This is a genomic window from Pseudomonas sp. Pso3 (assembly GCF_055393275.1).
The window spans coordinates 1,768,335-1,782,020 of the sequence record NZ_AP043687.1 but is presented as its reverse complement, the minus strand read 5'-3'; the positions used below and the strand labels follow the sequence as shown (position 1 = coordinate 1,782,020).

Genomic DNA, 13,686 nt, shown 5'->3' with positions numbered 1-13,686 from the left:
GGCCGGCTCGCTTGGCAGCGGCGCCGGCCGTGGGCTTCAGCTGAAGGCCGCGAGATCGATGTCAGCGAAGGACGCCACGCACGGATGATCGCCGAGCTGGCCACCGGCACGCACCAGGCCACAGGTCGGCAGACCCGCCTGGCGCGCGGCATCCAGCTCTTCCACCACGTCGGAGAGAAACAGCAGGTCCGATGGCTCGTGGGTGGTGGCCGAGGCGATGCGCGCATAGGACGCGGCGTCGCGCTTGCCGCCGGTCAGGGTATCGAAATACCCGGAAAACAAAGGGCTGAGATCGCCGTGCTCCGAGCAGCCGAAGATCAGCTTCTGCGCCTGTATCGAGCCCGAGGAATAGACGTACAGCGGCAGCCCGGCCGCGTGCCACTGGCGCAGCGCCTGGACCGCGTCGGGATAGACGTGCCCCTTGAGGGTGCCGGCGCGATAGCCCTGCTCCCACACCTGCCCCTGCAGGGCCTTGAGCGGGGTGGCCTTGCGGTCGGTGGCGATCCATTCCAGGAGGATGGCGATCACCCGCTCCACGTCGGCGTCCAGCTCGCCGGCTTCGGCGCGCACGGCGTCGAGTTGCTCGGCCACCGCCGGCTCCCCGGACTGGGCGCGCACCAGCGCCGGCAGGTGCTCGCGGGCATAGGGAAAGAGCACGTCGAAGACGAAGCTGACGGCGCTGGTGGTGCCTTCGATATCGGTGAGGATGGCCTTGATCGTCACGCCTCGACCTCCAGGCGCGGGAAGCGCTGGGCGATGTCGACGCCGGTGAAGTGGGCCACCCAGCCGTCGGGATTGTCGAACAGGCGAATGGCGACAAAGGACGGCGACTCGCTCATGTCGAACCAGTGCGGGGTGCCGGCCGGCACCGAGATGAGGTCGTCCTTTTCGCAGAGCACGGCGTAGACGTGATCGTCGATGTGCAGGGTGAAGAGCCCCTGCCCGGCGACGAAGAAGCGCACCTCGTCCTCGTTGTGCCGGTGCTCTTCGAGGAACTTGGCGCGCAGCGCCTCCTTCTGCGGATGCTCGGGATGCATGCTGATGACGTCGACGGTCTGGTAGCCGCGCTCCTGGATGAGGCGATCGATCTCCGGCCGATAGGCGGCGATCACCTCATCCTGGCTGGCGCCGGGTGCCACCGGGGCGGTGGCCTGCCAGCGCTCGAAACGCACCCCGACCTCGGCCAGGGTGGCGGCAATGTGCTCGCCATCGCTGATCACCTTCAGCGGCTGGCGCGGTTCGGCATCGTGGTAGACGGTCAGTCGGCTCATGGACGCAGGCTCCGGGTCTTGAGTTCGCATTCGAAGAGGAATTCGAAGGCTTCCACGTGGCGCAGGGCATCGGCCATGCGCGGGCCCCAAGTATAGAGGCCGTGTCCGCGGATCAGGTACCCCACGCAGTCGGGATGCACGTCCAGCCAGGTCTGCACCTTGTCGGCCAGGCGCGGGATGTCCTGGTCGTTGTCGAACACCGGGATTTCCACCCGCACCTCGTGGGTGGTGACGCCGTGCAGCGCCTTCTGCAGCTCGTAGCCGTCCAGCAGCAGGCGATCCCCCTCGAGCTGGCGCGAGAGCACCGTCGAGTTCACCGAATGGGTGTGCAGCACGGCACCGATCTCCGGCTGCCAGCGATAGAGCTGGGTGTGCAGCGCGGTTTCCGCGGACGGCTTCTTGGCCTCCAGCGGCGTGCCATCGAGATCGGTGGCGAGGATGTCGTCCAGCTCCAGCTGGCCCTTGTGCTTGCCGGACACGGTCAGCAACAGGCGGCTGTCGGACAGCCGCACCGAATAGTTGCTGCTGGTGGCCGGCGACCAGCCGCGGCCATAGAGGAAGCGACCGGCATCGATGATTTCCCGGGCCAGTTGCTCACGCTGCTGGATCATGGAGGGTTCTCCTTGGTTCTGTACGAAAAGTCGCCGAGCGACGGTCAGGCGAGGCGCAACGACCAACGGGAGTAACAGCCAACGGCTGGCCCAGAGGGTGAGCGCCAGCGAATCAAAACGCTGAGGAAGCGGAGTTTACGAGAGGTAAATGAGCATTGCGACCGGGCTGGCGATCCAGGTGTTTTTCAACGAAGCATCACCGAGCGCAGGCACTTTTCGTACTGGACCGAACGGACAAGAGGATGAGGAAGGCCCCGGCCAGCGCCGCCAGGGAGGCGCCGGCAAAGGCGGCAAGGGCACCGGACACCTGCCAGGCATAGCCAGCATACAGCGCGCCGAGCGCCCCGCCAGCCCCGGACAGGGCGGCATAGAGCGACTGGGCCTGGCCCTGGCGGCGGCGGTCGAAATGGGACTGGACGAACTGGATGGCGGCGGCATGGAAGCAGCCGAAGGTGGCCGCATGCAGCAACTGGGCGAACAGCAGCACCGCCAGGTGATCGGCCAGGGCGCCCAGCAGCAGCCAGCGCCCGGCGGCGATGAGAAAGGCGGCGACCAGCAGGGTGTTGAGCGCCAGCCGCGCCAGCAGCTGCGGCATCACCAGGAAGATCAGCACCTCGGCGACCACACCCAGCGACCAGAGTTGGCCGATGACGCCGCGGCCATAGCCGAGGTCTTCCAGGTGCAGGGTGAAGACCGTGTAATAAGGACCGTGGGACAGCTGCATCAGCGCCGCGGCGAGGAAGAAGGCCAGCACCCGTGGCTGGCGCAGGGTGGTCAGGAAGGGCTCGGCCGGCGCCTCGGGGCGCTGGCCCGGATCGACCTTGACCCCCGGCACCGCCAGCGAGGCGAGCAGGATGATCGCCATCACCAGCAGCAGGTAGGCCGGGTAGAGATCCAGACTGACGTATTCGAAGGCCCAGCCGAGTCCCGCCACCGCGGCAATGAAGCCGATGGAGCCCCAGAGGCGGATACGCCCATAGCGCTGTGGCTGGTCGCGCAGGTGGGCCAGGGTGATGGCTTCGAACTGCGGCAGCACCGCATGCCAGAAGAAGGCATGTCCGGCCATGATCAGCGCCAGCCAGGCGAAGCCCTGGCCCAGGTAGATGCCGGAAAAGCACAGCAGGGTGCAGGCGGCGCCCAGGCGGACGATGCTCAGCCGGCGGCCGGTGCGATCGGCCAGCCAGCCCCAGAGATTGGGCGCCAGCACCCGCATCAGCATGGGGATGGCCACCAGTTGGCCGATGGCGGTGCCGGAAAAGCCCAGGTGGTGGAAGTACAGCCCCAGGTAGGGCGCCGTGGCCCCCAGCAGCGCGAAGTAGGCGAAATAGAAGCCCGACAGCCGCCAATAGGGAACCGGCATCGTCCGTCCGCTGATCAGAGTTGCGGTAGGACGGGCGTGCCCACCCGCACCTCGGCATTCTGCGCGCGGTGACGCAAGAGGTGATCCATCAGCACCAGGGCCATCATCGCCTCGGCGATGGGCGTGGCGCGGATGCCCACGCAGGGATCGTGGCGACCCTTGGTGATGATATCCACCGGTTGGCCGTGGACGTCGATGGAACGCCCCGGGGTGGTGATGCTGGAGGTGGCCTTCAGCGCCAGGTGGGCGACGATGGGCTGGCCGGAGGAGATGCCGCCGAGTACGCCACCGGCGTTGTTGGACAGGAAGCCTTCCGGGGTCAGTTCGTCCCGGTGCTCGGTGCCGCGCTGGGCGACGCTGGCGAAACCGGCGCCGATCTCGACGCCCTTCACCGCGTTGACGCTCATCAGCGCATAGGCCAGCTCGGCGTCGAGGCGATCGAAGATCGGCTCGCCCAGCCCCGGCGGCACGCCGTCGGCGACCACGGTGATGCGCGCACCCACAGAATCCTGATCGCGGCGCAGCTGGTCCATGTAGGCCTCCAGCTCCGGCACCCGGTCCGGATCGGGGCTGAAGAAGGCGTTCTCTTCCACGCTGTCCCAGGTCTTGAAGGGGATCTCGATGGGACCCAGCTGGCTCATGTAGCCGCGCACCCGGATGCCCTGGGTGGCCAGGTACTTCTTGGCGATGGCACCCGCCGCCACGCGCATGGCGGTCTCCCGCGCCGAGCTGCGACCGCCGCCGCGGTAGTCGCGCAGGCCGTACTTGTGGTGGTAGGCGTAGTCGGCATGGGCCGGGCGGAACAGGTCCTTGATCGCCGAGTAATCCTTGGACTTCTGGTCGGTGTTGCGGATCAGCAGGCCGATGGGGGTACCGGTGGTGACGCCCTCGAAGACCCCGGAAAGGATCTCCACCTCGTCCGCTTCCTGGCGCTGGGTGGTGTGGCGGCTGGTACCGGGCTTGCGCCGATCCAGGTCGCGCTGCAGGTCGGCGAGGTCCAGGGGCAGTCCGGGTGGGCAACCGTCGACGATGGCGACCAGCGCCGGGCCATGGCTTTCGCCGGCGGTGGTGACGGTAAACAGCGTGCCGAGGGTATTGCCGGACATGCGAGGGCTCCGCGCTACGGGTGAAAGGTATGGATTCAAATTGGGAATGGGCGATTTTACACGCGCCGTGGTCTTTTACACGGATTGTGTGCGGGATAGGCCCCCACACCCCAGCTCTCCGGTGCCCTTCCCGCCATGCGTCTGCTGTTCTCCCTGCTGCTGTACCTCGCCCTGCCCGCCCTCGCCACGGCGGCCGATCCCGTGCTCTATCGTCCCCTCCAGCTCGACACCGGCAGCGGTGTGCTCAAGGGCAGTCTGATCCTGCCCCGTAGCGACAGGCCGCAACCGGTGGTGCTCTTCGTTTCCGGCTCGGGGCCCATCGATCGCAACGGCAACGCCCCCGGCGCGCGCAACGCGGCCCTGCAGCGGCTGGCCGAGGCCCTGGGCCGGCAGCGGATCGCCAGCGTGCGCTTCGACAAGCGCGGCGTGGCCGAGAGTCGCAGCGCCGAGCCGGACGAGAGTCGCCTCAGCGTGGAGCGCTATGTCGACGACCTGGTCGGCTGGATCCGGCTGCTGCGCGCCGATCCGCGCTTTTCCGCGGTGATCCTGCTCGGCCACAGCGAAGGCGCCCTGATCGCCAGTCTGGCCGCCGACCGGGTGCCGGTCGCCGGGGTGGTGACCCTGGCCGGCAGCGGCCGGCCCATCGACGTGGTGCTGCGCGAGCAGTTGGCGGGCAAGCTGTCGCCGGCCGGCCTGGCCAGCGCCCAGTGGATCATCGACCAGTTGCTGCGCGGCACCCCGGTGCCCGAGGTGCCGAAGGAGTTGCTGGTGCTGTTCCGCCCCAGCGTCCAGCCCTATCTGATCTCGCTGTTCCGCCAGGATCCGGCCAGGGCCTTCGCCGGCATCCACGCGCCGGCGCTGATCGTCCAGGGCACCCATGACATCCAGGTGGAGGTCGACGATGCCCGCGCCCTGCAGCGCGCCAAACCGGATGCGGAACTGGCCATCATTGCCGGCATGAACCACATGCTGCGCATCACCCCGGCGGACTTCCAGGCGCAACTGCCCAGCTACGACAATCCCAACTTGCCCCTGGCCCGCGCGCTGGTCGAGCGCGTGACCGCCTTCGTCGCGCGCTCAGGTTCCTCGCGCGTCGGCCGATAAGCCAGCAAAGGCGCCCAGGCGGCGCACCCGCTGGAGCCCGTCCGTGGACACCCCCGATCACGCATCACCGGCCGTCGAGGCCGCACCCAACGAGCCCCATCCCTGGGCCAGCCTGCCGCCGGAGCGCTTTCAGCTGCTGCGGCTGATGCCGCAGCCGGCGGATCGCCGGGTCGGCGCGCGCCCACTGCGCTTCGTGCAACTCGGCCTGGTCGAGCGCCATGGTGACGAGGAAAGCCTGCTGCGGCTGACGGTGCAGATTCCCGGTCAGCTGCTGCACCGCGAGGTGAACGTGCTGGAGGTCTGGGTCGACCATCGCCAAGGCGAAATCCGCCTCGGCCCGGAGCGCGGTCTGCAGATCGAGCCGGAAGAACGCGGCCTGGGACGCTTTCTACTGGCGCGGGCGGCCGCCTGGGCACGCCTGCGCTGGAGCCACTACCGGGTGCAGGACCTGCCCCTGGCGCGCCGCGACGCCCTCGACGAAGACAGCCGCAAGCGCCGCGACCACGTGCTCGGCGCCCAGGGCTTCACCGTCGAGACGGCGGCGGATGACGAGCGTCAGCAGCTCTGCCGGGCCGCCCGGGTCAGCCAGCTGCGCGAGGACTGGAATGCCGACAAGGTGCAGCTGCTGTCGCTGCTGGACGGTGCCACCCTGCTGGAGCAGTGCGACCGGGTGATCGACGAGCGCGATGCCAGTCTGCGCCAGCTGGAGGACCGCATCGCCCTCTATCGCCGCGATGACATCTCGCTGCGCTTCGCCATCGGCTGCCTGGCGGTGTTCTGCCTGTTCCAGGCCGCGCTGCTGATCTGGATGGCGCTGCGCTGAGCGGTCTGGTGCCGCGCCAGGCACCCTTGCCGACGACCTGTCGGCAGCGCCCAGGCGCCACCCCTCGCCCGAGGCTTGCTCCCCCGCCGGACCCTGCTAACGTAGCCACCCGTTCGCATCCATCCGCCCGGAGTGTCCGCTGTTCATGGTCTCGCCTCTCCTGTTTCGCCCGCGCGCGCCCCTGCGTCTCGCTACCCTCGGCCTGCTGACCGCCCTCGCCGGCTGCCAGTACCTCGGCGAAGAGCAGCCGACCCGCAGCCAGCCGCAACTCAAGGGCAGCCTGCCGCTGCGCGGCCTGGCGCAGACCGCCTCGGTGCGCCGCAATGCCGACGGCCAGCCGCTGATCGAGACCACCACCTTTCACGATGCCCTGTTCGCCCTCGGCTACGTCCATGCCAGCGAACGCCTGGCGCAGATGGTCGAGCTGCGCCTGCTGGCCCAGGGTCGGCTGGCCGAGGCCTACGGCGAAAGCCGCCTGGACAGCGACAGGTTCATGCGCGCGGTGGACCTGCGCAAGGCCGCCCAGGTGGCCTACGGCAACGCCTCGCCACGGATGAAGGCCTTCTTCGAGGTCTATGCCCGGGGGGTCAACGCCTATCTCTATCGCGCTGGCGAACGGGTCCAGCTGGATGGCCACGACTACCGCGCCGAATACTGGAAGGCCGAAGACAGCGCCCTGCTCTTCGAACTGCTCAACTTCGCCCAGGCGGTGGACCTGCGCAAGGAAACCGCGGCGCTGGCCCTGGCCGCCCAGGTCGGTCCCGAGCGCCTGGCCTGGCTCCTGCCCACCTACCCGGACGAACCCCTGCCGGACGAGGAGACCGCCAAGCTGCGCGGCCTGAATCTGCGCGGCCAGCTGCCAGGGCTCGAAGCCCTGCTGCAGGTCCAGCGGCAACTGGCGGAGCAGGCGCCCTTCGGCGGCCCTACCGGTACAGCCTGGGCGGCCACCCCGGGGCATACCCGCAGCGGCCGCAGCCTGCTCGCGGTGGACAAGGTCAGTGCCGTCGGCCGGTCGCCCTTTACCCTGGTGACCCTGAGGGCGCCACGCTTCGAGGCCGTGGGTACCACCCTGCCCGGCCTGCCGCTGCTGCTCGACGGCTACAACGGCAAACTGGCCTGGGGCGCCGCGACCCTGATGGGCGACAGCCAGGACCTCTACCTCGAACGCCTGCAACGCCAGGGCGGTCGCCTGCAGGTGCAGAGCGGCGGTCAGTGGCAGCCGGCCGGCGAGCGGGTGGAGACCTTTTTCGTCCGCGGTGAAAAGCCGCGGCGCGAGACCCTCTATACCAGTCCCCGCGGTCCGCTGCTGAATCTGGCACTGGCGCCGGACGCCAACGGCTACGGCTACGGCCTGGCCCTGCGCAGCAGTCGTCTGGAAGCCGACAAGAGCCTGGACGCCCTTTTCGACCTCTCCCGCGCCAAGGACGTGGAGCGCGCCTTCGAACTGGCTCGCGACCTGCGCGCCAGCGACTGGAATCTGGTGTTCGCCGATGCCGAGCACATCGGCTGGCAGGTGACCGGGCGCTATCCCAACCGCCGCAGCGGCCTGGGTCTACTGCCCTCGCCCGGCTGGGACGAGCGCTACGCCTGGGATGGCTACGCCGATCCCATGCTGCACCCCTATGACCAGGATCCGGCCCAGGGCTGGCTGGGCGCCGCCAACCAGCGCGTGGTACCGCGTGGCTACGGCATGCAGCTGTCCAGCAACTGGTCGGGCCCCGAGCGCCAGGAGCGCCTGGCGCAACTGGCCGGCCGTTCGGCGCGCCTCGATGGCCGCGACGCCATGGCCCTGCAGCAGGACCAGACCACCACCCTGGCCGCCAAACTCAAGACCCAGCTCGACTCCCCCGGCTTCGCCGCACCGCTGCGCCAGGCCATCGCCGCCCTCTCGGCGGGCCAGCGCCCGCAGGCGGAAGAGGCCCTGCGGCGTCTGCAGGGCTTCGACGGCCGCCTGGCCGCCGGCTCCGGTGACGCGGCGCTCTACGAAGCCTTTCTCCAGGCCCTGACCGAACAGACCTTCGCCGACGAACTGGGTGGCACCAGGAGTCCGGCCTGGCAGGCCTTCACCACCCTCAGCGACACCGGCTACAACGCCATCGTCGATCACCTCCTGGCGCGTGACGACAGTCCCTACTGGGATGACGTCAGCACCGCCGCCCACGAAGACAAGCCGGCGATCTTCGCCCGCGCCCTGGCCGCGGCCGTCGCCACCTGCGAAGCCCGGCTGGGTAGCGATCGCGCCAGCTGGCAATGGGGCCGCCTGCACCGCCAGGACGGCAACGCCTATGGTGGCGACGGCTCGACGCTGGACCTGACCGCCAGTCACTGGGGCGGCAATGACCAGGTCTGGCTGGCGCCGGCGCTGCGCCTGGTGGTGGACTTCGGCCTGGCCGAACCGCTGCAGGCGAGCCAGGTCGGCACCCCGGGCAAGGGCTGGACCCGCGGGCAATACCAGAGCCTGCCGCTACAGCCACAGAATCTGGAGCGCGTCTATGGGCGCGACCGCCTGCTGCTGATTCCGCAGAAGTAGTCCCACCGCCGGCAACCCGCGACTTGGCGCGGGTTTTGCCCCGCTTCTGACAGACCTCAGCCGGCGTCGCCCTCGTTCGCCGCGCCGCGGACCGCTGCAAAGGCGCTGTCCCGCAGGCGCCATGGCAATGAAAGCGCCCGTTGATGGTGCCGTGCCTGTCACCATAATGGTGCAGGCCCTAGTCGAGACGCCCATAGCGGTGCACAGAGAGGCGCCCTGGCGTCTGTCAGTTGCCGGAGACACCATGCCTGCCCAGCCTTCCCCCCACGCCGCGCACCTCTGGGTCGCGGGTTCGGATGCCCCGGAAAAGCCGGAGCTCAACCTGGGCTTCCTGCCTCTGAGCGATGCTGCCTCGCTGATCGTGGCGGCGACTCAGGGCTTCGGCGAACCCCATGGCCTGACGCTCAATCTGCACCGCCAGCCCTCCTGGTCGGCGCTGCGCGACAACCTGCTCAACGGCCAGCTCGACGCCGCGCACTGCCTCTACGGCCTGGTCTATGGCGCCCATCTCGGCCTGGGCGGCGCGCCTGCCACGCCGATGGCGGTGCTCATGAGCCTGGCGCAGAACGGTCAGAGCCTCAATCTGGCGCGCAGCCTCACCCGGGAAGGCGTCCGGGACACGGCCTCCCTGGTGGAGCGGATCCGCCAGCCGGACGCCAGGCCGCTGACCCTGGCGCACACCTTTCCCACCGGCACCCATATCTTCTGGCTCTACTACTGGCTGGCGGCCCAGGGCATCCATCCCCTGCAGGACGTGCGCACCGCGCTGGTGCCGCCACCCCAGATGCCCGAGCATCTGGCCGCCGGCCGGGTCGACGGCTTCTGCGTCGGCGAACCCTGGGGCGCCGCCGCCGTGGCGCGCGGCCAGGGCTTCACCCTGACCACCACCCAGGCGATCTGGCCGGACCACCCGGAAAAGGTGCTGGCCTGCACCGGCCACTTCGCCGAGCGCTATCCCAATACCGCGCGGGCGCTGATCCGCACCCTGCTCGACGCCAGTCGCTTCATAGAGGAAAGTCGCGAGAATCGCCTGGGCACCGCCCAGCTGATCAGCGGCGCCGACTACGTGGACACCGACGCGGCGCTGCTCGCCCAGCGCTTTCTCGGTCACTACGAGGACGGCCTCGATGGCCACTGGGAAGACCAGCACCCCCTAGCCTTCCATCGCCAGGGCGCGGTCAATCCACCCTATCTCTCCGATGGCCTCTGGTTTCTGACCCAGTTCCGCCGCTGGGGCCTGTTGCGCGAGGAGCCGGACTACCTGGCCATCGCCGAGGCCGTGCAGTGCACCGAGCTGTACCGGCAGGCCGCCACCGACCTGGGGCTGGCGGTACCGCCGACCCGGCGCAGCAGCACCCTGTTCGACGGTCGCACCTGGGACGGCAGCGATCCGGCCGGTTACGCCCGCAGCTTCGCCATCCACGCGCTCAGCGACTACTAGGGAGAACGACCTTGCGCATCCTGCTCATCGACGACACCCCCAAGCAGGTCGGCCGTCTCAAGGCCGCGCTGATCGAAGCCGGTTTCGAGGTCATCGAGGAATCCGGTCTGACCATCGACCTGCCCGCACGCATCGAGGCCCTGCGGCCGGACGTCATCCTGTTCGACACCCAGTCACCCGGGCGCGACGTCATGGAACAGGTCTGCCTGGTCACCCGCGACCGGCCGCGCCCCATCGTCATGTTCACCGACGAGCATGACCCGGCGGTGATGCGCCGGGCCATCCAGTCCGGCGTCAGCGCCTATATCGTCGAAGGCATCCAGACCAGTCGCCTGCAGGCCATCATCGATGTGGCCCGCGCCCGTTTCGAGACCGACCAGGCCCTGCGCGCCGAACTCCAGGCCCGCGAGCAGCAGCTGCTGGAGCGAAAGAAGGTCGACCAGGCCAAGGGGCTGCTGATGAAGATGCGTGGCTGCAGCGAAGACGAGGCCTATACCCTGATGCGCCGCCAGGCCATGAGCAAGCAGCAGAAGCTGATCCAGGTGGCCGACCAGATCATCGCCATGAGCGAACTGCTCGGCTGAACCGGCGCCAGGAGCCCGCCACGGGAAATGGTCTGGCTCCGCTTTGTGTGGCACTATCCGCGCCCCCTGGATATTCACCCTCGAAAAGGACGTCTGTCATGAGCTCATTGCAAGCCGAAATGCTGGTCGAACAAAAGGTCGCCAACGCGCGCAAATCCACCGGCGCCGCCTACCTGATCTGGTTCTTTCTCGGCATGCTCGGCGGTCATCGCTTCTACCTCGGCCGCACCGGTACCGCCGCCATCATGCTGGTGCTCTCGCTGCTCGGCTGGGTCACCTTCTTCATTCCCTGGATCATCCTGGGGATCTGGTGCCTGATCGATGCCTTCCTCATCCCCGGCATGATCCAGCAGCACCAGGACAAGGCGCGCCAGCAGGCGCGACTGGAAGTGGCGGCGTTGCAGGCCGGTCACGCGCGCTGATCCGCACCGGAGCGCCTCGCCAGCGGCGCCCCGCTGATTTTTTCCTCGACAAGCGCAGCGACCTGCGGCTACTGTCCGCTGCAGGTCACCTCCTGTGACCCACGTCGCTCGGACGGTTCCGGGCGCTTACGTACTTCGAGGAACGCATGACTGATTCCAGTCCCGTGCGCCGCTTTGCGCGCATCGATCGCCTGCCCCCCTACGTCTTCAACATCACCGCCGAACTCAAGATGGCCGCGCGCCGTCGCGGTGAGGACATCATCGACCTGTCCATGGGCAATCCCGACGGGGCGACTCCGCCGCACATCGTCGAGAAGCTCTGCCAGGTCGCCCAGCGCGAAGACACCCACGGCTACTCCAGCTCCAAGGGCATTCCGCGCCTGAGACGCGCCATCTCCCACTGGTACCGCGATCGCTACCAGGTGGAGATCGATGCCGACAGCGAAGCCATCGTCACCATCGGCTCCAAGGAAGGCCTGGCTCACCTGATGCTGGCCACCCTGGATGCCGGCGACACCGTGCTGGTGCCCAATCCGAGTTATCCGATCCACATCTACGGTGCGGTGATCGCCGGCGCCCAGGTGCGCTCGGTGCCCCTGGTGCAGGGCATGGACTTCTTCGCCGAACTGGAGCGGGCCATCCGCGAAAGCATTCCCAAGCCGAAGATGATGATCCTCGGCTTTCCCTCCAACCCCACCGCCCAGTGCGTGGAGCTGGATTTCTTCGAGCGCGTGGTGGAACTGGCCAAGCGCTACAACGTGCTGGTGGTGCACGACCTGGCCTATGCCGACATCGTCTTCGACGGCTGGCAGGCGCCCTCCATCATGCAGGTGCCTGGCGCCAAGGACATCGCGGTGGAATTCTTCACCCTGTCCAAGAGCTACAACATGGCCGGCTGGCGGATCGGCTTCATGGTTGGCAATCCCGAGCTGGTCGCCGCCCTGGCGCGCATCAAGAGCTATCACGACTACGGCACCTTCACTCCGCTGCAGGTGGCGGCCATCGCCGCCCTGGAAGGCGACCAGCAGTGCGTGCGCGACATCGCCCAGCAATACCAGCAGCGCCGCGACGTGCTGGTGCGCGGCCTGCACGAAGCCGGCTGGATGGTGGAGAACCCCAAGGCCTCCATGTACGTCTGGGCCAAGATTCCCGAGCCCTATGCCCACCTGGGTTCGCTGGAATTCGCCAAGAAGCTGCTGGCCGAGGCCAAGGTCTGCGTCTCGCCGGGACTGGGCTTTGGTGACTATGGCGACGACCATGTGCGCTTCGCCCTGATCGAGAACCAGGACCGCATCCGCCAGGCGGTGCGCGGCATCAAGCAGATGTTCCGTGCCGACGGCCTGCTGCCCAAGGCGGCCGCGCGCAAATCCGGGGTCGAGCCGGCCTGAGTCTTCGCCGCGCCGTCGACCGGCGGCGCGGCGAATTCTTGTCAGTCCGGGCGTTCCAAGCTATAAGCCGCTAGTGACCTCCCGGGATATCGCCATGCTGAAAGGCCTGTTCAATTTGCTCAAATCGCCCTCCGCGGACGATCTCAAGCTGGCCGCGAGCATCAACAACTCCTACAAGTCCATGCGCGTGGTCGGTCGCGGTACCCTGCGCATCGATCCGGCGGAGATCTTCGACTCCCCCGAATTCAAGGAAGACCTGGACCGCGCCCGGCGGCTCATCAACCGCTGATGTTCCTGCTGCTGCTCCTGCCGATCCTGGTCAGCGGTTTTCTCGTCTGCCACAAGCATCCGCTGTACTTCTACCGCCTGCATCGCTACGAGGGCCAGTACCTCTATCTGCAGAGCGCGCGCTTCGGCCTGTTCTGCACCCTGCTCGCCGTGATCCTGCACCTGGGCATCGCGCAAATCGTGCAGGGGCGCAGCTGGTCCTGGGGTGAGCGGACCTTCTCCCTCGACTACTTCGCCGGTCTCGCCGAGCTGCTGCGCCGCACCGGCACCCTGGAAGATCCGCTGCAGGCCGCCTGGATCCTGCTGGTGACGGTGACCGCCCTGCTGATTCCCACGGCCTGGGCCACGCTGGCGCGCTGGACCATCAAGCGCAAGTACGGCCTGAGCGAGGACAACTACCGCACCTTCATCCTCGCCGGCATCCTCAAGGACAGTCCGCTGGACGATCTGCTGATGACCGCCTCCATCAACAAGGAGACGCTGATGCTGACCCTGGAGGAGCGCAAGGTGTACGTCGGCCGCATCACCACCCTGGGCGAACCGAGCGAAACGGAAGGCGCCGACCAGGACGTCTGCATCAAGCCGATCATGAGCGGCTACCGCGACAAGGACAAACTCTGGGTGACCTTCACCACCCACTATGCGGACAAGGGCAAGGACATCTACCTGACCCTGAAACAGAGCCAGATCGTCTCGGCGACACGCTTCGATTTCGACGCCTATGAAGCGTTTCGCTCAAGCGTAAGCCGCGCCTGATC

At 68.0% G+C, this 13,686-nt stretch carries 14 protein-coding genes; 9 read left to right on the top strand and 5 right to left on the bottom strand.

What is annotated here, in order from left to right; translation table 11 throughout:
• Positions 1-36: 36 nt before the first annotated feature.
• From mtnC to aroC, 5 genes are all read right to left on the bottom strand, one after another.
• The gene (gene mtnC, locus ACZ5R1_RS08385) at positions 37-723 is read right to left on the bottom strand and encodes an acireductone synthase (protein ID WP_077172471.1); all 687 of its coding nucleotides are present in this window, start codon (positions 721-723) and stop codon (positions 37-39) included.
• A complete protein-coding gene (locus ACZ5R1_RS08380; protein WP_007159014.1) occupies positions 720-1,271 on the bottom strand; it encodes a 1,2-dihydroxy-3-keto-5-methylthiopentene dioxygenase in 552 nt (183 codons plus the stop codon). The genes mtnC and ACZ5R1_RS08380 overlap by 4 nt, the downstream gene beginning before the upstream one ends.
• On the bottom strand, positions 1,268-1,882 hold the full coding sequence (locus ACZ5R1_RS08375) for a methylthioribulose 1-phosphate dehydratase (protein ID WP_027601863.1): 615 nt from the start codon (positions 1,880-1,882) through the stop codon (positions 1,268-1,270). The genes ACZ5R1_RS08380 and ACZ5R1_RS08375 overlap by 4 nt, the downstream gene beginning before the upstream one ends.
• 196 nt (positions 1,883-2,078) lie before the next feature.
• The gene (locus ACZ5R1_RS08370; protein ID WP_027599884.1) at positions 2,079-3,242 is read right to left on the bottom strand and encodes an MFS transporter; all 1,164 of its coding nucleotides are present in this window, start codon (positions 3,240-3,242) and stop codon (positions 2,079-2,081) included.
• Between the two features lie 14 nt (positions 3,243-3,256).
• Complete coding sequence (gene aroC / locus ACZ5R1_RS08365; RefSeq protein WP_027599885.1) at positions 3,257-4,348, bottom strand: chorismate synthase; 1,092 nt, start codon at positions 4,346-4,348, stop codon at positions 3,257-3,259.
• A 135-nt stretch (positions 4,349-4,483) separates the two neighbouring features.
• Between aroC and ACZ5R1_RS08360 the strand changes: the two genes are divergently transcribed.
• From ACZ5R1_RS08360 to ACZ5R1_RS08320, 9 genes are all read left to right on the top strand, one after another.
• Positions 4,484-5,452, top strand: a complete 969-nt coding sequence (locus ACZ5R1_RS08360; RefSeq protein WP_288474652.1) for an alpha/beta hydrolase — start codon at positions 4,484-4,486, stop codon at positions 5,450-5,452.
• A 43-nt stretch (positions 5,453-5,495) separates the two neighbouring features.
• Entirely contained in the window at positions 5,496-6,275 is a 780-nt protein-coding gene (locus tag ACZ5R1_RS08355) for a hypothetical protein (protein WP_007159020.1), read from the top strand.
• Between the two features lie 145 nt (positions 6,276-6,420).
• Positions 6,421-8,805 (top strand): penicillin acylase family protein, encoded by a 2,385-nt coding sequence (locus ACZ5R1_RS08350; protein WP_464713022.1) that lies wholly within the window; start codon positions 6,421-6,423, stop codon positions 8,803-8,805.
• 244 nt (positions 8,806-9,049) lie between these two features.
• Complete coding sequence (locus ACZ5R1_RS08345; protein ID WP_027599889.1) at positions 9,050-10,246, top strand: CmpA/NrtA family ABC transporter substrate-binding protein; 1,197 nt, start codon at positions 9,050-9,052, stop codon at positions 10,244-10,246.
• Positions 10,247-10,257: 11 nt separating this feature from the next.
• Positions 10,258-10,830 (top strand): ANTAR domain-containing response regulator, encoded by a 573-nt coding sequence (locus ACZ5R1_RS08340; protein ID WP_027599890.1) that lies wholly within the window; start codon positions 10,258-10,260, stop codon positions 10,828-10,830.
• Between the two features lie 98 nt (positions 10,831-10,928).
• Positions 10,929-11,252 (top strand): TM2 domain-containing protein, encoded by a 324-nt coding sequence (locus ACZ5R1_RS08335; protein WP_044340768.1) that lies wholly within the window; start codon positions 10,929-10,931, stop codon positions 11,250-11,252.
• Positions 11,253-11,398: 146 nt separating this feature from the next.
• The gene (gene alaC / locus ACZ5R1_RS08330) at positions 11,399-12,640 is read left to right on the top strand and encodes an alanine transaminase (protein WP_007159024.1); all 1,242 of its coding nucleotides are present in this window, start codon (positions 11,399-11,401) and stop codon (positions 12,638-12,640) included.
• 94 nt (positions 12,641-12,734) lie between these two features.
• Complete coding sequence (locus ACZ5R1_RS08325; protein ID WP_007159025.1) at positions 12,735-12,929, top strand: hypothetical protein; 195 nt, start codon at positions 12,735-12,737, stop codon at positions 12,927-12,929.
• On the top strand, positions 12,929-13,684 hold the full coding sequence (locus ACZ5R1_RS08320; protein WP_058791598.1) for a hypothetical protein: 756 nt from the start codon (positions 12,929-12,931) through the stop codon (positions 13,682-13,684). Before ACZ5R1_RS08325 ends, ACZ5R1_RS08320 begins: the two co-directional genes overlap by 1 nt.
• The last annotated feature ends 2 nt before the right edge of the window (positions 13,685-13,686 follow it).